General features: G+C 45.1%; 14 protein-coding genes and 1 pseudogene. 2 read left to right on the top strand and 13 right to left on the bottom strand.

Features of this window, described 5'->3' with window-relative positions:
- The first annotated feature begins 27 nt into the window (after positions 1 to 27).
- Positions 28 to 249, top strand: a complete 222-nt coding sequence (locus tag PUT07_RS30900; RefSeq protein WP_274472627.1) for a helix-turn-helix domain-containing protein — start codon at positions 28 to 30, stop codon at positions 247 to 249.
- A 144-nt stretch (positions 250 to 393) separates the two neighbouring features.
- Entirely contained in the window at positions 394 to 792 is a 399-nt protein-coding gene (locus PUT07_RS30895; RefSeq protein ID WP_274472626.1) for a (deoxy)nucleoside triphosphate pyrophosphohydrolase, read from the top strand.
- Positions 793 to 823: 31 nt separating this feature from the next.
- On the opposite strand, the gene PUT07_RS30890 is transcribed toward PUT07_RS30895, so the two are convergent.
- The 13 genes and pseudogenes from PUT07_RS30890 to PUT07_RS30835 all read right to left on the bottom strand — a co-directional run bounded on the left by PUT07_RS30890 (position 824) and on the right by PUT07_RS30835 (position 20530).
- Positions 824 to 1963, bottom strand: coding sequence for a DUF3427 domain-containing protein (locus tag PUT07_RS30890; protein ID WP_274472625.1), 1140 nt, complete (start codon positions 1961 to 1963; stop codon positions 824 to 826).
- Positions 1964 to 2065: 102 nt separating this feature from the next.
- A complete protein-coding gene (locus PUT07_RS30885) occupies positions 2066 to 3637 on the bottom strand; it encodes a DEAD/DEAH box helicase family protein (RefSeq protein ID WP_274472624.1) in 1572 nt (523 codons plus the stop codon).
- Positions 3638 to 3700: 63 nt separating this feature from the next.
- On the bottom strand, positions 3701 to 6133 hold the full coding sequence (locus PUT07_RS30880; RefSeq protein WP_274472623.1) for a DEAD/DEAH box helicase family protein: 2433 nt from the start codon (positions 6131 to 6133) through the stop codon (positions 3701 to 3703).
- Positions 6126 to 6452 (bottom strand): nucleoside triphosphate pyrophosphohydrolase, encoded by a 327-nt coding sequence (locus PUT07_RS30875; RefSeq protein WP_274472622.1) that lies wholly within the window; start codon positions 6450 to 6452, stop codon positions 6126 to 6128. Before PUT07_RS30875 ends, PUT07_RS30880 begins: the two co-directional genes overlap by 8 nt.
- 582 nt (positions 6453 to 7034) lie before the next feature.
- Positions 7035 to 7208: a hypothetical protein gene (locus PUT07_RS30870; protein WP_274472691.1), complete on the bottom strand. Its 174-nt coding sequence runs from the start codon at positions 7206 to 7208 to the stop codon at positions 7035 to 7037.
- An 84-nt stretch (positions 7209 to 7292) separates the two neighbouring features.
- Positions 7293 to 7706, bottom strand: a pseudogene (locus tag PUT07_RS35695) (DNA/RNA helicase domain-containing protein).
- Positions 7699 to 7953: a hypothetical protein gene (locus PUT07_RS30865; protein WP_274472621.1), complete on the bottom strand. Its 255-nt coding sequence runs from the start codon at positions 7951 to 7953 to the stop codon at positions 7699 to 7701. Before PUT07_RS30865 ends, PUT07_RS35695 begins: the two are co-directional and overlap by 8 nt.
- 617 nt (positions 7954 to 8570) lie before the next feature.
- Positions 8571 to 9437 carry a hypothetical protein gene (locus PUT07_RS30860; protein WP_274472620.1) on the bottom strand — a complete coding sequence of 289 codons (867 nt, stop codon included), beginning with the start codon at positions 9435 to 9437 and terminating at the stop codon, positions 8571 to 8573.
- Between the two features lie 1114 nt (positions 9438 to 10551).
- A complete protein-coding gene (locus PUT07_RS30855) occupies positions 10552 to 11214 on the bottom strand; it encodes a DUF2971 domain-containing protein (RefSeq protein WP_274472619.1) in 663 nt (220 codons plus the stop codon).
- Between the two features lie 27 nt (positions 11215 to 11241).
- On the bottom strand, positions 11242 to 13473 hold the full coding sequence (locus tag PUT07_RS30850; protein WP_274472618.1) for a DUF2357 domain-containing protein: 2232 nt from the start codon (positions 13471 to 13473) through the stop codon (positions 11242 to 11244).
- Positions 13470 to 15785, bottom strand: coding sequence for an AAA family ATPase (locus tag PUT07_RS30845; RefSeq protein ID WP_274472617.1), 2316 nt, complete (start codon positions 15783 to 15785; stop codon positions 13470 to 13472). Before PUT07_RS30845 ends, PUT07_RS30850 begins: the two co-directional genes overlap by 4 nt.
- Positions 15766 to 17388: a hypothetical protein gene (locus PUT07_RS30840; RefSeq protein ID WP_274472616.1), complete on the bottom strand. Its 1623-nt coding sequence runs from the start codon at positions 17386 to 17388 to the stop codon at positions 15766 to 15768. Before PUT07_RS30840 ends, PUT07_RS30845 begins: the two co-directional genes overlap by 20 nt.
- The gene (locus PUT07_RS30835; RefSeq protein ID WP_274472615.1) at positions 17366 to 20530 is read right to left on the bottom strand and encodes a DEAD/DEAH box helicase; all 3165 of its coding nucleotides are present in this window, start codon (positions 20528 to 20530) and stop codon (positions 17366 to 17368) included. The genes PUT07_RS30840 and PUT07_RS30835 overlap by 23 nt, the downstream gene beginning before the upstream one ends.
- Positions 20531 to 20532: the final 2 nt, after the last annotated feature.

Below are 20532 nucleotides of genomic sequence, written 5' to 3'. Positions count from 1 at the left end.
ATTGATCTGATCGAAGGGTGACCAATCATGGGAAAAAAGGTAGTTGTTAAAATATCCGAACTTATTAGGAAACACAACATCTCTTTGCGGGAGCTTTCCAGGCTATCCGATGTCAGACATGCCGCGCTAAGCGAATTGGCGAATGGGAAACGGGAGAATATTAATTTTAGCCATATTGTTAGGATTGCTGAGGCTTTGGAGATTCAGGATATTCGGGAGATAGTGGATTTGGTTGAGGATGAGGGGTAATGACGGAATATTAAGATTTTGGCTCCACTGTTGACTTTGACTAAAAATAATTATATGGTTCACTTTGTAAGTTACCTTGTGCATTAAAGAATCTTTATAAAGCATAATCCTATAAATACTGATAGTAACATTAGGAGGCAAATCATGAAAAAGCTCGTAAAAGTAGTTGCAGCAATTATAGAAAATAACCAAGAAGAAATTCTGTGTGCCTTAAGATCCCCTGAAATGGCGATTCCAAATATGTGGGAATTCCCTGGCGGTAAAGTTGAAGCAAATGAAGACATATACTCCGCCCTTGAAAGAGAAATTGCAGAAGAGTTAGATTGTAGAATTGAGACATCCAAAGAAGTATTTAATGAGAACGTACATGAATACGAAAAATTCATTATAAATCTAATATCAATTAAATGTAGAGTCGTCGAAGGAACTCCAGTCCCCAGTGAGCATTCCAAGCTAATCTGGCTAAAGAGGGAGAATTTAGCATCCCTTAAGTGGGCTCCGGCAGACATTCCAGCCGTTGAGCAACTGATAAATGAAGAGTAGTCCTCTCGAAATGAGAAGACTACTCTTCTTATTATACTCTCTTAGTAAACTCGGTAAATAAGGTTGAGGGTATTTCGTTATCTAGCTTGATTTTAACTGTAATTGGTTTTTCTCCTTCATGGTGAACAGCATCCCCTGTTCCAATATAAATAAAAGGCTCGTTCTTTCCGTCGATTTCTCTGTACTTCCTTACAAACAAATGAAGTTTAATCCCGCGGCGTTTATTATTAATAATATTTTGACCTCTATCCGTGTTCTGAGAGGTGGTATTTGGAGTCTGCCACTGAAAATAGCGCTCATCTATAAACTTATCCTTATAATTTATGCTTTCTTTAATGTCATCTTCCTTGTGAAGATCTATGAATAAGAAATAATCGTTTCCATTTGTAAGAAGCCCTGATCCCCTATATGAACTATGGATTTTACGAAAATTAGAAAGTAATGCAGCATCGACCATTGGGTATTGTTCATAAAGCTTAAAATGTGGGACACCGTAGTATTCTTTTTTATATTCTTTCTCATATCGAAAAATTCCGTAAGAAACAATATCCTCTATGTATTTTCGGTACTCCTCATTAACTAATAACTCTTTAAAAAGCAGGCTCCTAACAAGACTTCCATCGTTGTATTGAACTAATTTCGGCTTGCTCTTTGATTGAACACTATCATAGTAATCTTGATTCAAGCATTCAAATGCATGTAGAATGCTATCGTCATCGACGTCATTAACCATCTTAAGAATCTGGTGCTTTGCAATTTCCAGACTAATTTCCTCGTGGTCTAATAAATATCGAATAATAACAAATTCATAAATCCTTTTAAGCGGCAGTTTACTAGATAGTTCCTTTAAAGTTCCTTCAAATGTTTCACTTTGTAAAAGTTCCTTTAAAGATTCATCTTTCTCTACACTGGCCACGAATTGCAAGTACGTTTTATCGCGATCAATGAACTTAACTGGATCTGGTGCACCATCGAATTTCATAAAATCCATTAATAAATAAGGAACTCTTCCTTGATTTAGCTTTTTAAATTCAAAATACTCTTCCTTTAAATATTTCAATGAATTGAAGTTTTCCTTATCTATCTGCGCCAAAATTCTTTCCTGAGATATCTTATCCATCTGGATATGTGTACACCCCGGTATATTAGCAAACCCAGTAGCTATTGCCACCTTTAAGCTTTCTTTATCATAGTAGCGACTTCCATTCAATGCCAAAGCAATAAGAAAGGTTTTATTATGGTTGCCGATAAAATCAAGAACAGTTAAAAAACTTTATTCTGCATGTTTCCGCAATCCTCTCCCTAGTTGCTGAATAAACACAATCGGTGAATTAGTTGGCCTTAACATAAGTACAGAATTAATTGATGGAATGTCGACCCCTTCATTAAATATATCAACCGTAAAAATAAATTCTAAATCATCATGGTCGCATTCTAATTGATTTATATATTGCTCACGTGTTGCCGGCGAGTCAGAACCAAGCAAACAAACACTTTTATAGCCCCGTTTATTAAACTCACTAGCCATATATTGAGCATGCTCAATACCTGCGCAGAAACCAAGACCTTTTCTTTTTTCTCCATCATGTCCATAGAAATTCATTTTTTCAATAATAAAATCGACTCGTTCATTAACCTTTAACCTTTTTGTGATTTCGGCAATGTCGTCTATATTCACATCACTTAAATCAATACCTTCATAATCGGTTATTCCAAAGTAATGGAATGGAACAACCAGTTCGTCCTCTAAAGCCTCATGCAAGCGGACTTCTATAGCAACATTATTATCAAAGAGATCAAAAACGTTGTAACCATCACTCCGCTCAGGAGTAGCTGTCATCCCCAAAGTAAACTGTGGCTTAAAATAATTCAAGACAGCACGATAAGTCTGACTAGTAGCATGGTGGGCTTCATCAATAATTATATACTCAAATTCGTCCTGCTCAAACTCTTGAAAACATTTAGAGATAGTCTGAATAGTTGCAAACACATAATCCACATTTTTTTGCTTATGATTTCCTGTAAGTAGACCAAATGTAAGACCCTCATTAGGAAGGAGCCATTCAAAAGTATCCTTTGCCTTCTTCAGAATCTCTTCTCTGTGTACAATGAATAGAAGTTTCTTAGGCTTTACGTTTTTTACATCAAACGCTGACATATACGTTTTTCCAGTACCAGTAGCAGCAATAACAAGTGCCTTTTTCTCCCCAAAGCTTCTTAGTCTTTCTAAATTCTCTGTAGCACGCTTTTGCATCCTATTTTGAACAATATATTGTTTATTTTCAAAGAATAATGAGTGATTCTTTTGTGTTTTCTTGAGACTTTTTATAAACTCTTCATACCGCTGAATAAAATCTTTGTCAGCCACTGCGCACCTGTTCCACAGATAGTCATATTCTTTTAACACATCTTGAATAAAGCGTCCATTTTCTTTTGTAATTATCTCGACATTCCACTCAATATTACTTTTAAGTGCACTTTGAGTGATATTTGAAGAACCAATAATTACCTTGTAGTTATCTTTGTTTTCAAATATGTAAGCTTTCGTATGAAAGCCAATCTCTTTATCTGTAACAAAAACCTTTAGATCAACATTATTAAATTCTCTTAGCTTTTCTAGTGCCTTCGCATCAGTAAAATTGAGATAAGTTGAAGTAATAATTCTACCTTTAATCCCCTTTTTCTCCGCTTCCTTTAACGGATCAAGAAGAAGCTGTAACCCACTGTAATTAATAAAAGCAACACTAAAATAAAACCGCTCACACTCATTCATCGATCTTACTAGCTCTTTTAATAAATTACCTTTATCGGAATTAACAATTAGCTTTTCTTTTATGGCTTCCATATAGTTTGCTCCTGCCTCTGTATGCTGTCTTAATTTTATGTAGTTAAATACTTTCGTAAATAATCAATCAGATGTGTTCCCCCGCCGCTCAAAATGAGCATGCAACCTATACTCACAAATCTCCCTCGTCCAAGAATACAGAATCTCCATATCCTCCGGTAAAACATCAAAATTCAATGTAAAAACACCATTCTCAAAAGTGATAAGTCCCTTTGAACTCCCGCTCCACTTGCTCATAGGCATAGTTGCAACAAGCTTCGCCACTCTGTTCTCATCGTAATTCCAAAGCTTTGTGCTCTCTGAATCAGAAAAGTCGATACGTTTACGGTATTCTTTCTCCATATAAAAATGATGAAAGTAAGGCGCAACCTCCACTGAGGTTACAGGCTTCATCCATTCTGTAACGCCACGTTCAAGCATGTAGAGTAAAACCGTCATCTTATAGCTCTTGGTCATGACCGTACTTTCTGCTTCCTTCAGCCAATGCTCGTAACGGAGGAACACCTCCTTTTCCTGAGCATCGAGTTCGTCTGCCCAAGATAGAAAGCCCACGTATGAGCGAAACTCTTGCCAGTACTCGCGGCTTGGTTCTTTGCCTTGCAGATGCAGCTCAAGGTAAGTCGGTCGTCTCCCTAATTCATGTTTCAAATCAAAATAGGCTGCGCGCAGCTTATCCTTACGGGGTTGCTTTTTCCGGGATAACTCCTCCAATAAATTAATTACATTCAAATCGATATGGAGCTCACAATCAACGGGAACCTCGGGGATCACTTTTGATTTACCCTTTTCAACTTCACCACGGCCCGTATCAAAAAGACTCAGCTTAATATCCGCATTCCGATAATTACCTATAAGGTCAATAATCGTGCAGTACTCCTTACCTGCATGCAGCCGTAAACCACGACCAATTTGTTGTGTAAATATCGTAAGAGACTCTGTCGGACGTACAAACAAAAGCGTGTCAACCGCCGGAATATCTACGCCCTCATTAAAAAGATCGACTGTGAAAATGACTTCCAGACTGCCCTTCGTAAGCTTGTCGATCGCCTCACTCCGGCTCATCTCAGAGGTTCGCGAGTGAAGGCTAATACAAGGTATACCCTGGCGTATGAAATAGCTAGCTAGAAAATTAGCCTGTCTTATAGAAGAGCAGAATGCAATCGTTCTGGTCTGTCTATGCTGCTGCCATGCATGATAAATGTTTTCCGCCATCTCATCACGAAGCTGAACCGCAAGCAATTCTTCTTCGTCGTAACGCGAACCGAGCCACGGAATAGCCGAATAGTCAGTTTGATCATACACGCCATAATAACGAAACGGACAAAGCCACTGACGTTGAATAGCCTCTAGAAAATGCAGCTGGACAGCCACATTACCATCACAGAGTGCGAAGACATCTTTACCATCCATCCTGTCAGGAGTAGCCGTTATGCCGAGCATGAAGGCCGGTCGAAAATACTCTAAAATAGACTGATATGTCTTAGCCGCGGCATGATGAAACTCATCGACAACGATAAGGTCAAAGCTGTCTGGCGCAAACCGTTCCCGATGCTTTTTCATGCCAAGTGTATAAATGGAGGCGAAAATGGAATCCGATGTCAGCTCCTTTTCTACACCATTGTAGAGTCCTACAGTTCTCTCCGGCATAACATCTTGAAAACTTTTCTGCGCTTGATGCAAAATCTCCTCACGATGAGCAACAAAAAGTACCCTTCTATACTTTTGAGCAAAAAAAGCCGCTAAGTACGTTTTACCAAGCCCGGTCGCCATGACAACCATAGCTTTGTCATACTGTTCTTCTAGCGTTTTCTCTAATGCCTCCAAAGCTTGCTTTTGCGCTGGGCGCGGTTCAAGAATATGTATATGTGCCTGCTTTTCATCATGTTGATCAGCGACCTGTAATTTTTTATGAGGAAGCATCAACTCTGATTCTTCTATCTCTGTAACGGTTCGGACCAACTCGGGATTCTTCTGTTTATGGGCTTGGTAATCTTTTTCATATAAAGCGATCGACTCTTGATGTAGAGTAACTGTGCACTCATCGTAAAAGTGGTTCATGAACTTATCCATGGCCACCTGGAACGTATATGGCTCCGCTTCGGCATTCATCGCTAAGTTCCACTCAACCCCCATACGAAATGCCGAGCGCGATAGATTGGACGAGCCAACAACCAGTAATCCTTCTCCATTCTCATAGTCCATTAAATATGCTTTTGGATGAAAGGATGCACCTCTGCTATGCCACAGCCTTGCCTCTATTCGATCATCGATATCGACCAAAGCCCGCAGTCCTTCTGGTTGAGTGATAAATAAATAGTCACCGCACAGGATTTTAATATCCGCTCCTCGATCCGCAGCAGCTTTCAAATAAGGGGCAAGAATTTGTACCCCTGACTTCATTACAAAAGAGGTCATGATGTAAATGCCCGTTGCCCGCTCAATCCCAGGGATTAATTCATCCACTAAATTTTCCGTAATCAGTTTAATGTCAGGCATCTTGAACGTCGATAAGGAAAATCTTTTCCTTAAACCCTCCACGTTTCTCTGCTTTATTTGCTCGTATGGACTCGAGTTGTTCCACTGTTGATCCGTGGATAGACGTTAATGCATGGAGAAGCTCAAGAATATCTGCCAGTTCTTCCATGGCGTTTTTATCGTCAGTGGCTTCGAGGTATTCGTTCATTTCCTCGGCTAACTTAGTTCGGAGTTCCGTCTTGTATTCGGCTTCGTCAAGGATTCGGGTGTTAGAGACACTCCCATTCCTCGAGATGATTTCCGGGATTCGGTCGCGGACTAGTTTGTTGTAGATTGGCATATTAAAATTTTCCTTTCGTCTGAAGGTTCATAAGAGGAGGATTATGACTCTAGAAAGAATTCCGAAACATGACTGCGAAGTTACCACGGTTCTATATAAAGTCTTTCATTAGTTTTACCACGGGTAAATTGTACCATGACTTCTGTCTTATCTGGTAGGATTTTGTAAGATGCAAGGAAAGAAAAACAAGTGCATTTGTTTAGATCGCACTTGTTTTTTGGGATATATAAACGATTTAATTTGTAAAAACGCTACCGATCCAACATGCACCGTATGCGGGAACAGATTGGATTCGGATCTGGTCTGTTGTAATCCGCAAAAGCCTTGATTTGACGGGATTTTTGGTAATTGGCTTCCGTTCTGTTTGGGTGCATTCCGATGGTTTCTGTTGATGTTTTACATCAATTTTACATCAACTACAATCCCGTTGAAGTCCTTGTGTTAAAGGTTTCATCAGCTTTTTTTTGACATCGGAAATTGGTCTAGAGACTACAAGCTCAAACCTCGATACCTCATTATCTGATAGCCCTCATCAGCATTCGGACTTGCAAATCTATGTAATCGTAGATCTGTACATCTTGTTTATTTGGGCGATAAGGTGCGCACTAAAAATAATGTACCCAGCCTCGCATCGTCGAAGTTCTCGCCAATTAATTCAAAAAATCGAAAAATCACGAAATCGCCGCCGAGCTTTGAATAGCTAATCGCCTCTGCAAATACGCCTTCAAATGAGGGTCTACGCAGTAAATGAAGCATCCCTTCGTGCCCCAGGTCATTAACGTCCTGTAGGTGTTCCGTATAATTTGATCGGCCACTCGGAGCGCCTCGTCCTTATCCTTCTTATACAAGCTCTTGAAGCCTGAAAGAGACTTGTCCGTTTTCGCACGTCTGAACGGGTCGGTAACAATACGCTATATCTTCGCCAATGATGACCCCGACATAATCAAACTCTAGCCCCTGCGAGGTATGTATATGCAGCCGACGATCCCCAGGTTGTCGTATTGCTAAGGTTCCAGCTCATAAAAAATTGATAACGATCCAATTGAATATCGTGAACGCCAGGGTTGTTTTTTCCATCCTCTTCCAATCCCAGCAGTATCCAGCCAGCATTCTTGCCTTATTATTCATCTGATTCTTGCTAAAGATCTCATCTCGCAATTCATTCGGGTCATCATAGAGTCGAATTTCATAATCGAAATCGAATCCATCCGCATTGAGGGTACAACCGCAACAAACGGCTATTAAGTTAGTCATCGTTGGACAGATACCAGCCGTGTTCACGATGTCTTGCTTTTGCGTTCGGATGCTCCTTTTCGTATTTTTCATTCGACCGTCTAACCATTTCATCGTTTAATCTTTCCATTTCATTGGTTCTGTCGCCGCCACCATCTTTTAGCCATTCTAACCTTCTTGTTTCATACTCATCTGCAAGTTCTTCATCTGACGCTGTGTCAAGCAAGTTTTCGAAACCGCTTTTGAAAAGGTCACCAAATAATCCCATAATATTCTCCTCCATAATACTTTATTGTCTGCAAAAACAAATATGTTGTTGTGACTATATCAGCAAATTATCCCTGTCGCTTTATAAATTCCGCAACAGCCTCAACAATCTCCGGATGCCAGAGATCCGGCCGGTATACCGGGCACCTGTAAAAAGTATATTTCATACCTTCTTTTCCAGTGAGCCAGCCGTTCCCGGTTTTTGTGAGGACGCCCATCTTCTATAAGATCAGATTGAGGCGGCGAACATTTTAAGGTCACAATTTGCCCAATACAGCTTAATCTTCATAGGCACCCCTCCTTGACTTGAGATAATGCTATAAGCTCACAATAGTTTAACCCATGCTGGCTTCAGAGCTTTTTAACTTTTTTTCTAGGATCGATTGAAGTTTTTTAATTCTATCTTCTGTGTCAATGCTTTTATCGCTTTGTGCGATTTCTATTCTTTCGACTTCCACATTTGTAATAGTGTTTTTTACAACAAGCAAGCCTTGGAGAAGAAGCCGTTATTCGACATCCTTAAGCACCTCAAGATACCCACCTAATTGACTGAACCACCGATCCTGCTATTGGTCTGTCCATTTCCATCGCTTTGTCTATGAAACTGCAACAGTCGAGTTATTTACCTAAACTCTCTTTAAATTCAAAGATGGCATTTCCGATCTTATCACCCAACTCATTCACTTTGCCCATAAGTTCATCCAGCTGATCAGTCGTATAAGAAGTATTATGTTCAAAATCCATCATCTCTTTAGCTTCCCCAATAAGATTTTCCATGATATCTACATCAGCTCCAATTGGGGCTCCTGCAATAACTAATGATTTTGCTACACTAAGCATTATCAAGTTTGCTATAAGAATATCTTTATAATTATCGTAGACTTTAAGCAGTTTCATTCGAAGCTCATGTGTAACTTTATCGATTCTACCGTTTCTAACCCATTCACCATATGATTTCGGAAAATATATCTTTGCCACTGCTTCTCCATCTACTGAGCTTAAAAGTACCTGTTCGATATTGCCACTATGATATCCCTGATAATCTCTCAATTTTTTGAGTTCTACAAACTTCCTACCATAAGCATTTAGAGTACTTGATTGAATTGTCGAACAGAAACTCATAAACCCATCGCATTCATAGTAGAGAGTTCTATCAATAATGTCACGTTCATCCCCCTTACCAACAGCGCGGCCGTCTCCATCACGCGCATTTGCAAAATGCTTGCAGCTAATGAGCCATTTAGTTATTGATGCACCTTGTGAATCCGTTGCTAATATGTGATGTACCTCTTGACCAAATGGTTGAACTAACTCTTTCTGTTCGCCATCTTTAATTATTTCTGCTTCGGCAAGCAAGTCTCTCCCTTGATCTGGTCCACGATCCGGGCCATCGATTACTCTCAAACCTATTAAGGGGAGAAAGGCACATGCAAATTTTTCAAATGCTTCTCCGTCTGGAATTTCAGTAAAGTCAAGAATCCCCATGTCTTCACCATCCACGAAAAATTTTCTAAATGAATAATTGTAACTTTTGATAAAAACTTTTTCGTCCAACCTCGAGTTATTTAGCCTTGGTAAAATGTGTTCGAAATCACGACTTAATACTCTTTTAAGTGAATAATTCAGGGAATCAGCCATTCCTAATTCTTAGGCTATGAATACGCGATACTTCTAGAGCAGCGTCGGTACAATTTAATAAACGTTTTAAGTATTGCTGCTGTATTAGCATTGTGTCGGCAACCAGCAGCTATTGCCTCCTAATACATTAAATAATCACGCTCGGCTTCAAACTGACGCTTGTAATTTACCTGCGCAGTTTGCGGCCGGTCGTGATTGTCAATCTTGTGTGCACCATCTGAGCTTTTGTCCCAATTTCACCACTTTGGTTTCCAATCAAAAAACTAACAAGCCATTCCATCCAGAAGTTCTTAGGAATTCGAAGCTGTTCTTGCTACTTAAAGATAAACCGCATCCTTCTCTGTCCATCCGTTTCTTTACAATAACCTGTCCCACCATCTGCAACATCGAATTTATAAAGTAACGTATACAATTGGAGTAATCGATCACCTCACATGGGGGGGTCACATTATGGATATATTTTTTCCCCAACAATCTCAACGTTTCCCTCTCCATACCCGGAAACACTTCAACCTTAATGTATTCCGCACCTGCGGTCGTAAACAGCAGGTACCTCAATGCCTGATTTTGTGTTTCTACATATTCCATATACAACTCATCTTGGCTGCGATGCACCATTTCATCTAAAAAGAGCGCAGTACAAATGGCACCGTATCGAATATTTTCTTAAATAGCTTCCTGACTTCGCCATAAAAATGACTAATAGGAATCAGTATATAATTCGCTCAAATAGTTGTTGAAAAAGCTCCTTAGCTGAACCGGTAGCTCATTGCCTTCCAGTGCTGCAAGTAGTTCCAGGCGATCAGGCATTTTGTCGCTTACACCGTCAACACGTCCCATATGGGATACGAAAAACCTGCCGATAGGCGAATTGGCATAACGATTGTTTTCTCAAAGGAATTCAACAAGCTTGTGCCGACTGTCGTTATGATTACACGCCTCATAGAAGCTTCTCCTTTCGCTACATCAGTACACTTTTCAACGTCGTCATCCCATAAATCTCCTTGAGAATTTCTTTCGGACAATTCTCCAAGAAATAGCTTGCGCAGGCCGGATTGTACACAATGACGTGCACTTGACCGGTATGATATTGGAACGACATATCATCAGGAACCCGCCATTCCCTTTCATGGGTCCAATCAATAATATCCCAAGTAGAATTTTTGGCGTAGTCTAGATTTACAATTCTCCACCACTCGTTTTTCTCAAGAAAGCGCTTTGCAACCTCCGTTTTCTCATACAAGACGGGGCGGCCACCATATGCAGAATAAATATCTGGTTTGATAAAGGACAAGCCGACACCGCAGTAGCGAAGCTTCTCTTTCGGATTCTGTTCTCTACGCTGACGCTCCAATTCAACATTCTGAGCAATTGCGTACAACGGAGCATCCTGGAAGCAGACCGCTTTCGTTCCTCCTACGATATAACCGGAATGTGTCGTGCTTCCATAAATTCTCTTCTCCTTTAGAATAGCGATCAATGCATCAACGGCTCTCAGATTAAGTTCGTCAAAGGAAAGGCCGGTCAGATCGATCCCTTTTGGCTTGGTCAGGTGTGTAAGCCTTCCTGTAAGATCAGATCTGCCCGCAATCCGTTTCTCCCAGTCCGCTTTCGTAATCCCCATTTTGTCTCCTTTTCTGTAGCCCCATGTTTACTCTTCCGCGAGCGAGCGGCAATGCGTACAATCCTGGCAGCTATCTGCATTGTTACAGTTACCGCAGTGCGGACAGATCACCCACATAGATCCGAAATGACTCCGAGATTCACAGAGCGGTGAAAGCATATCACGTCCAAGCAGATTTTCCATCGTGATGGCCGTCCGCTTGTAATCCCCCGGGGAAATCGCCTCCTCCAGATTCAGGCCCGCTACCAGCTTCGGAACTGGCCTGCCGCATCCCGAGCAAAGGCGCATGCCCCAGGATGAATGGCAGTTTTTACAGGTGCTGTCCCCGTCCTCTCGGTGTATATTCTCTGAACTGCACACCGGGCATTCGGTTAGTGGTAGTAGCTGCGCATTGTTCCAAATCGTGTCGAACTGCCTTCTGTCCCTTTCAGCTATCAGACTGACTAGCTTGTTGTACACCGCGCTTCGGGTTCCCGAGGGTCCCGAGGAGAGGATGGAAGATCGGTTCTGCCGCACAAACTGTTTAAGCTCCTGAATATTCGGGTAGGCAAGGAAATGAATGAATGAGAGTAGTGCATCGGCACGATCCATCAGCATCAACTGTTCTCCAGTTGTATGTAATAGCAAAACCCTTCCGAGACGTTCAATTGAGTTGGCGTCCCAAGGAGACAGGGCAAATAGGCCGAGCCTTCCGCCGCCGTACAGGTCATACTCCCGTCTGGACATGAAATTATCTCCAAGCGTCGAACTCAGCCTCACGTATGACGGATCCAGATTATCAGGTAACGCATCAAGGCTGCTTAGGTGGACAATATACCGAACCACCCCGTCCCGTAAATCGGAAGCCCCGTAAAGCGAATCAATCCAATCGCGAGCTTCATTTTCGTACTTGGGAAGCATAGATGCGACGGCCAACAACTCGATTGTTTTATCAGGGATACCGAACGAGTTCTGGATACGAATCCGAATCAGGGGCATTCTTCGTTCTTCCCGTACGGATATGGTTACTTTCCAGTTTCCTTTCATAGCGGTCAATTCTGCCTCGCCCTTGAAGGTTTCGGACCATAAGTCAATCGCGTCATGACCGTTTAGTGGTACGTAATCCAGCTGTTTGAGCGCAAAGAGGATAGCCATGAGGCAGAAATTGAAATAGGCGATTGCCTGCCCCTCCCCGCTGGACTTTTGCTGTTCCTTCTCCATATCCGCATATGATTCGAAATGCTCCCACAGTTGGGCGATTTTCGAGTAATTCGGATCGAAAATAAAAAGGTTAGTCGCTTTTAATGGAGAAGAAATGTCCTGAGCTCTTGACAGCTTCCTATAAAGAGGACTATAGATCGTCTGGATAATCTGATCACGAAGCGCACCAATCCTCTCATTCAGTGCTTTTATCTCGTCTATAGTTGATTTAAGATCGTCATTGCGCTTCCAAAGCTCATGGAGCCTTTGCAGACGACGGAAGTTAAGGAACTCTGTCGCGAAATGCTCGGCTTCAAGCTGACGAACCAGATCAATTTCAATCTTCTCTAGGGCCTCAAGCTTCCTTGACACATAATGAAAAACGCGGTTTACCAGCGTAACCAGCACACAATTCTCATAGATGTCGTATTTTTCCTCGTACACCTCGCTTAACAGCCTCTTCGGCTTCACACCGGTGACTGTACGAGTGAGCCAGTGCTCACTGTGGCTGGACAAATGATGAAGCGTAGATGGCGTTACCCGCTTGACAGCTTCAACTGGTAGCAGCGCATCCTGGGTCATGAGATGCCGCCGAGGGCGATGGCAAATATATAAGATACTTGGCATAGCATCGGCGATTATATCATCCAGCTCGGTCCATTCGGCTGTGGAGCTCAACTCCCTTGAGGCAAAGAAGGAGATGTTTTCGAGTCCTGACCATCGAAACCGGTGCTCCGCGCATTGATTTTTCAGCCGACGGTTAAAGTCACCGATGAAAGCAGCCAGCTCGGTTGGGAGTGCACTCCCCTCCGGCTGCGTCAATTCCCAGGAATGGCGAGTACCCGTCCTATCGAAGCATTGCAGTTCAAACCGCCCCTGAGGATCTGGAAAGACAGGAAGCTCGATAACATCTTCTACGCTCTCAGGAAGCGGAAGGTTAACGTCGTTGTAGACGAGCTTCGAAAGCCCATTATTTCCGGGAATAACCTGCAACAACCATCGCCCCTGTTGAAGCAGGCCTTCGATTTGATCGGAAGAATATGTATGTCCATTTATTCGATCGACGAAAAGCAGTTTCATACTGAGCCACCCAGACGCCTGATCTCCTGTTCGATGACCATCCGGCAATGAACCGGCTTCTCCTTCCATACCCACAGCTGGGATAAACTTTCTAATAGCTTCTTCAACTGCTCAATCCGGTTCGGACGGTATTCGATCTTCCTCAGTACCTTTCGGGCGAGAAGCCAGTCCAGCGGAACGCCTTCGCTGGCCGATCCGGATGCGGTAAACACGGGCACATAGCTTGCAGCCTGCTCGAGGAATCGATTACCAAAGGCCACTTGCATAGATTGCTTCAACTCTTTGCCGAACTGCTCTATGAATGCGGCAGCCTCTTTGGATAATCCCGTATTGGCCGCTTCTTCGAAGGTAAGCTGGAGCGCATTGACATCAATGTCGAGCGGATTAAGCTTGCGCTCAGGTCGGAACGGTTCGTTGATCCCATCAAACTGTAAAATTTGCGCCCGATCGTATACCTTATCGCTGATGGGGAACGTCGACTCGTCTCTGTTAGCCGTACAGATGAACCAAACATTTGTTGGTATCGGAAGAATCCGGCCGTCCCGTAATAAGGACGGCCCCTTGTCAGCCGTCGGGTTGTGCGGCATGAGCTCGACCTGCCAATTTTCCTGATTATTGTCTCGCTCCATCTCCGACAGAATATCAGCGAAATAATACTCCACCTGTGAAATATTGAATTCGTCCAACACGATAAAGAACGCACGGTTACGGTAACGCGGGAGACCGGCCGTATACAACGCCTGTAAAAAGCTTCGCTCCGTATATTTTTTTGTGAAGTCGTTGTAATAACCGAATAGATCGTTTCTATCCCGCCAGTTCGACTGTACCGGAATAACCATCTCATGGCCTCCAATGGCCTTGGCGAAAAAACGCGGGAGACTTGTTTTCCCTGTTCCCGAAAGACCTTGTAGAATTAAGAGCCGTGAAGATGCCATTCCGGCGACAAAAGCTTGAATCACTTCGGGCTCATAGTAGCGTGGCTTGGGCTCTATCTGGGCCATGATCGTCCTTGTCTGTGAGACCAGCGCATGCAGATCGATCGGATGCGTTCTGACCCTGGCTTCCGTCCGAATCTGGTTATCCTCATTATCATCCAATTGTGACAAGGACGGATAGGCACGTTCTACATTGCCTTTCATCAACTCTGTGTTGAGGTTGATTTCTTCGCGCAGTTGCTTGTTAATGATCTCCATGGCTTCCTTCTGTGCCTTGAGGGAGGACATCTCCGTAAGATGAATAGTCTGATTACCAATCAAGCTACGCATCCGGTAAATCTCGGATTGCAAATCCTGGTTCTGCGCCCGAAGAACCGACAGATCACGTGCGGCTTCCCTGAGGCGTGCGGCTTCCTGCAGAGAAGGCAGATTGGACACCTCATCCATCAACTCGCTGTTTCTGGTGCGCAAATCCAGCATTTCTTCAAATACAGATTCAGTGGAGCGACCGCCTAGTAGACGGGAGGATTCGCGCAACTTATTCAGTTCTTCGGACAGCAAACGATTCATCTTTTGCTGCTCCTGCAGCCTCTGCTCCGCAACTGACAACTCCAACTGAAGTCTTTCCACCTCGGCTGGTGACAGCCGCATCTCCCGTTCCTTCAGTGATTGCTTGCTCTCCTCGATCAGACTACGCTCATTATCCAGGTCCTCTTGCATCAACAAAATTCTCTGTTTCTGCTTCTCCAGCACTTGCTTCTCCTTCTCAATCAGCAATTGCTCACGTTCAAATGACTGACGCTCTTCCATCAGCCGCTGGAATTCCTGCTGATGGAGCCTGGTCAATTCCTGCTTCTGCTTCGTAATATCGTCATACCCCTGTGTGATCACCTTCAGCTTCTCATCCTCCGCCTGCTGGAGAAGAATCAACTTTTCCTTCAAGACTTCTTCCTTGATTTTTGAGGCTTCTGACTGTGCCTTCTGCTTCAGCGATTCGGCTTCCTTCTCCGCTTTGGCCACTAGCTTACCAGCACTAATCTCATGGGTGGCGCGTTCTTTCTCTAAGGCCGCCGCAGCCTTTTTGTTTAGTTCCTCCATTTCGACCTTCATGGCTGCAAGCTGTTCTGATTGCTCTTGAAAGTAGCGCTCGTGTTCACGTTCAGCTGCAGCCTTAAGATCGCTCTTAATCAGTTCAAGCTCCGTCATTGCAACAAGAAGCTGGTCCTCCAGAACTCGAACCATTTCACTGTCTTTCGAATCGATAATGGAAACTGCCTCGTCTGACACTATAGCTGCGGCTGCAGCTGTCTGGGCCGTTGCGCGGTTCTGAGCTTGTTGTGCTGACACCCTTCTAGATTTATCTCGATTCTTCGCCATGTTGTTCCTCCGCCAGATTAAATATATTAAATAAGGCCAGTCTGATGATATGATAGACCTTTGCAATAAACGCGGCCGACAATTCCAATATCTGTTCCTTTCCGTATAGGCTCTGTACCTGTTCATCACTGGCGTGAGATTCAGTGTTACGCGCTTCGCAAACGTCCGCGATCTTCCGTAGCAGATCCGGATCCAGCTGGATCATCCGAAACATCGGATGTTCGGGGCTTCGCGATCCCGCAGCATGCAGGATTAGCGCGGTGATTCGGGGAGCCAACGAAACTTTACCGTTGCCCGTTGCCGCGTGGCTGACAGCTCCCGGTCGGGGCGTTCCGAAGCATACAGGAACAGTCGCTGCACCGAGACTGGTTCCATCCTGATCTATAACTCTGATGCGGGTCTCGACATCTTCGGGAAGTCTTCGGATGGTATGACGCCGAAGCTGCAGTGACTTGATCATCTCGTTGAACAACCGCTCAAGCACCTTCTGCCCTCGCGAGACCAAACTGTCGTACTGCTCAAACCCGTTATGAAGATGGATCATATCTGTTTCCATTCGAACCAGATCTTTATGGAGCCGATCGTCATAGTCCTTAATTGAAGCTCCCAAGCTCAGCTCTACCTGATGCTCAGCCATGCTAGTGATAGTCACAGCATCAGTCTTGTCCCGGTTCCTGTCGTTGAACAGGCGTATCGCATCCGTCCGGAACTCCGACCATATCCACTCGACATCCTCACGCTCCCTGGCATACCGCTCGAGCACCTTACGGAAGCGGAAGCCGCCTGCCATACCGAACGGACTTTGAACGAATGGCTCACCCGGCGACGATTGCTCTGCAAACATCTGGAAAATAAGGGCTACAGGCTCGGGCTCTGAAGGTAGAATTAACACTCGGTTGATGTTCATCAAATTCGTGATGTCGGCTCCCATGTGGCTATGTTCGTTTTCTTCCTCCGAGTGCCTCCAATTCTCGGTGTCCTCGATATCCACCGTATAGTCGTACTCCGCTTGCTCACTCGCTACCATCATTTCTGTCAGCTTGAACAATTGTCTGTATCTCCGGATTGATTCCAACACAGGCGTCGGCTCCGGCGGCTTCGGAGGACGCACATAGGCGCTTCCCGGAGGCAGGTGGGATACAATATCTTTAAGCTGGTAATGTCTCGCAAAAGGAAGCTCCCCGATATGAAAGCAAGGAAGCACATCTCCCGAGATGCGGCATGTAAACATCCAGCCCATCTGGCTATCGCTGGTTAGTTCATCGGCTTCTACATCCGCACGGAGCAGCGATTCCCCATCTGTCGTAAGCTTGACATTCTTGTCTATGAGATCGTCGACCTGCAAACCGGCCAGAATGTTCTTGATCAACTTATGATCTATGCCTGTCAAAAACGCGATGCGGACCGCATCTGAGCAGCCGGCTCTGATCAGTTTTAGTACCATCATTTGAAGTGGATCGTACGGATTGTTCCTCGGTGCCGGTGCCATAATCCGCCATGCGAAGGCTGGCCAAGTGAGCGTCATCCTGTGAAGCGCGGAAGCGGGCGGCTGACCAAAGCTAAGGACCGATCCTTCTGGTTTATAATCTAGCGCGACGTTCAAAATAGCCGTCCTCCCCTCTGCATAGGGAATAAAACTTATGAAGAGAAGGAATGAGTACTTCGTCACCCATGCCGGCGACGGTTTCCGCATCCCCGAAAACCACAAGCAGCTTTTGCGCGCGGGAGAATGCTACGCAGAGCCGATTTCTAAGTTCAAGGAAGCCGACCCTTCTCCTAATGTCCTTATGCGGATTCGAACGTACCGTGGACAGTAACACGGCACTGAATTCCCGTCCCTGGAAGGCATCCACCGTTCCAATTTTGATTCGATTCAGCCAATGCTCAGGGAAGACTCGTTTGTCCAGTTCTTCCAACAACTCTTTGACCTGATTTTTGTAGAACGTTATGACCCCGACAGTGAATAACTGAGCGTTCTCGTTAGTTTCACGCAGGATACGCTCCAGGTGTTCGAAGAGCACATGTACTTCCACCTTCCGCCGGTAACTCTGCCGACCTTCCTCTACACCAAGCGTACGGGGGAGGTCGACCCAGGCGATCGGCTTGCCTCCATACATAGGGAGTCCGTGTGATTTCTCTCCGTCGTCAACTTCGCTAAAAATCTCATAATCGTAGAATTGGTCAGCAACAAATTGACCGATCGCCTTATTCATCCGATACTGTGTATTCAGGCGCGCCGTTCTCCGGATTCCCGTAGTCTTCTCGAGCTCAGCAAAGTGCTCAAACAACCGTTCAAACAAGCTTACGCTGATAACATCCTGCGTGGCACCTTCCGACTTCGTCAGCTCACGCTCAATATTCCGTTCTAGCACATGCGGAAGCTGAGCCTGGTCACCGACCAGAATCACTTTCCTGCCTTTCACCATCGGAATGAACAAATCGAGTGGATTCGCGCGGGCAGCCTCGTCAATGATGACCACGTCGAAGGATTGGCGCTCCTTCTCGATATCTTGTTGCGCCGACTGCTGACAGGTTGCCGCGGCTACGGTCGAATAGCGGCGAAGCATGTTCCTAGTTCCCTCAGGATCGGACTTTAACGTCGCAATGAAATCATCTAGAGCTTCGCTAATCCCCACTGTCGTCCGGCTAAGCTGATCCTTCAATTCGTCCAGCATACTGACACAGAACTGCTCGACGAGCGGATGAGGTACGTCGGCCTGTCCTAGATTGATCTCCTGAATCGGCGACTGGGCCCTTTTTCTCAATTGCTCGACGACCATTACGTATTCCTCAAAGCCTTCCTTATTCTCGGATACAGGCACGTCCTCCCATGACGCGGCCGCTTCAACCGCACCAATCAGTCCCGACGGAAAAGCGTCCTTCCAGGACGACAGAAAACGAGATAGTCGGGAGGCCGCGAAAGCACCGTCGTCATCGAAGGCCTTCGCCGTCGTGCGCTGAATGGAGAGAAGCTCCGTCAGTCGTGCTCTTTCCGACTCCGTCATTGCCGGACCCGCATCGTGGTGCAGCATTCCGAATGAAGACAGGCTGCCGAGAAGAGCCTGAATCTTCTCCGGCCAGTGACCCCCAAGATGAAGGACACAGAATTCCTCCAGCTTAAGGAGAAATCTTCGCGTACCCGAAACTCCTCCTGGAGATACGCGCCAGTGACCGAACAACTGCTTCAGCTCACGAAACACCTTCGCCAGCTCATTCTCGCGATAATGGCCCGAGGTCAATGCGAGATCGCGGGATTTGTCTGCAATCCATCGGCCGATATCGTCTTGAAAGTCCTGGGTCATCCCCCTTCGTCCGCCGAAACGTACAGCCGGCATCCCAGCTACAACCAAACCGTCAACGGCATTATCTACTGCATCGTGTTGATAGGATGAAATCAAGACACCGAACTGTGGATTATCCTTATTGATCTCGTATAATCGCTTTACAATGGCCTTTATCACTCGGGTTTTTCCTGTGCCCGGCGGACCTTGAATAATCGCAATATCGGGTGAATTCAACGCGGCATCAAGCGCCTCAACTTGCCCCTGATTCGGCTTCAAAGAAGCGGCAAGCTGCGCATCAAGCGGTTCTTGCCGCCTCGGCTGAATTACCCGAAAATCCGTCATTTCGAGTAGGTTCATCAGGTAAGGAATTTCCGCCTTCCTGTTCAAGATAAGATCCCGTGCAATCGAGCGTCTCCTGATTCGAGGCCGATCCCCCATGACAGAGAGCTGCAAATAACCTTCATGAGGAATATGATCGGCCTCCCCGTCGAGCTCCACAATGATGGTATCTCGTTTGACGGATATCACCGCGCCGATTGGCACAGGTGGCACTTCATAACGGGCAAAGGGATCATCCGACAGCTTTTCCATCATCGGAAGTGCCTCCACATCAAAGAGCTCGCCCTCGATCCAGGCATCGGACGCCTCACCTTCAAGTCCGAAAGCTATTCGCTTCCCTTCGCTTCCTGGAACATTGCGCACCGAACGGTAACGAATTCTCCCCAGATGTGCGAAGCGGTCTTTGATGAAGGTTTCTTCCAAGGTATTGTAATTATCCCAAATAGACAGGTATCCGTTAGCTTCCTTCACGATCTGGTCTAACTGCGAGGTATTGAACACAGCATTCTGCGATGCTTCCGATTCTACCGTAAAGGTGAAGCCAGGTTTGACAAGCGTAATTGCATCCTGGTTCCGGTTATGAGCCTTCAACTCACGCATCTTCGTCACACGCCACGTATTGTTATAATGCTTCTCCACATGAAGCATATAGCCGGCTCCCATGACCGTAAAAGCGCCAGTACTCTTCACATCTTTGCCGTACAGACTGCAGAACGACAAGTTCCCGAATACGAACCGTTCACGAATGAACGTCAGCGGATCCATGTTATGGTCTTTGCGGATATAGGCTAAAGCACGGTCAGTAACCCCGATTTTAATCGATTCCAGCAGGTTAATAGTCGCCGGAAACAGATGACTTTGCACCGTGACTCTATTCTTCTTCTCGTCCAACGATTGAATCCAATGGATGGCTTGATCCGGATAATTGTCAGCATCCTGGACGCTGTAACGGGCGTCAGCGTCCAGGGGTTCAACATAGATATTACCGCTCTTGTGTTGGAAGTAGCACTGCCCGTCCATCATCGTGGTGATACCGATGAAGTCACCAACCTGAAGCTCCGTTAATTGGGCACTGAATTTGCCGATCCGAATTTTACCGAATTGGAGTCTTGCTGCCTCCATAC

The organism is Paenibacillus sp. MAHUQ-63, from assembly GCF_028765165.1.
Taxonomy (GTDB): domain Bacteria; phylum Bacillota; class Bacilli; order Paenibacillales; family NBRC-103111; genus Paenibacillus_E.
This window is presented reverse-complemented; position numbering and strand designations above follow the sequence as displayed.

Coding starts and splice junctions, on each gene's coding strand:
- PUT07_RS30900 (WP_274472627.1), top strand. CDS start 28: ATGGGAAAAAAGGTAGTTGTTAAAATATCCGAACTTATTAGGAAACAC.
- PUT07_RS30895 (WP_274472626.1), top strand. CDS start 394: ATGAAAAAGCTCGTAAAAGTAGTTGCAGCAATTATAGAAAATAACCAA.
- PUT07_RS30885 (WP_274472624.1), bottom strand. CDS start 3,637: ATGGAAGCCATAAAAGAAAAGCTAATTGTTAATTCCGATAAAGGTAAT.
- PUT07_RS30880 (WP_274472623.1), bottom strand. CDS start 6,133: ATGCCTGACATTAAACTGATTACGGAAAATTTAGTGGATGAATTAATC.
- PUT07_RS30875 (WP_274472622.1), bottom strand. CDS start 6,452: ATGCCAATCTACAACAAACTAGTCCGCGACCGAATCCCGGAAATCATC.
- PUT07_RS30870 (WP_274472691.1), bottom strand. CDS start 7,208: ATGCTTCATTTACTGCGTAGACCCTCATTTGAAGGCGTATTTGCAGAG.
- PUT07_RS30865 (WP_274472621.1), bottom strand. CDS start 7,953: ATGGGATTATTTGGTGACCTTTTCAAAAGCGGTTTCGAAAACTTGCTT.
- PUT07_RS30860 (WP_274472620.1), bottom strand. CDS start 9,437: ATGGGGATTCTTGACTTTACTGAAATTCCAGACGGAGAAGCATTTGAA.
- PUT07_RS30855 (WP_274472619.1), bottom strand. CDS start 11,214: ATGGGGATTACGAAAGCGGACTGGGAGAAACGGATTGCGGGCAGATCT.
- PUT07_RS30850 (WP_274472618.1), bottom strand. CDS start 13,473: ATGAAACTGCTTTTCGTCGATCGAATAAATGGACATACATATTCTTCC.
- PUT07_RS30845 (WP_274472617.1), bottom strand. CDS start 15,785: ATGGCGAAGAATCGAGATAAATCTAGAAGGGTGTCAGCACAACAAGCT.
- PUT07_RS30835 (WP_274472615.1), bottom strand. CDS start 20,530: ATGGAGGCAGCAAGACTCCAATTCGGTAAAATTCGGATCGGCAAATTC.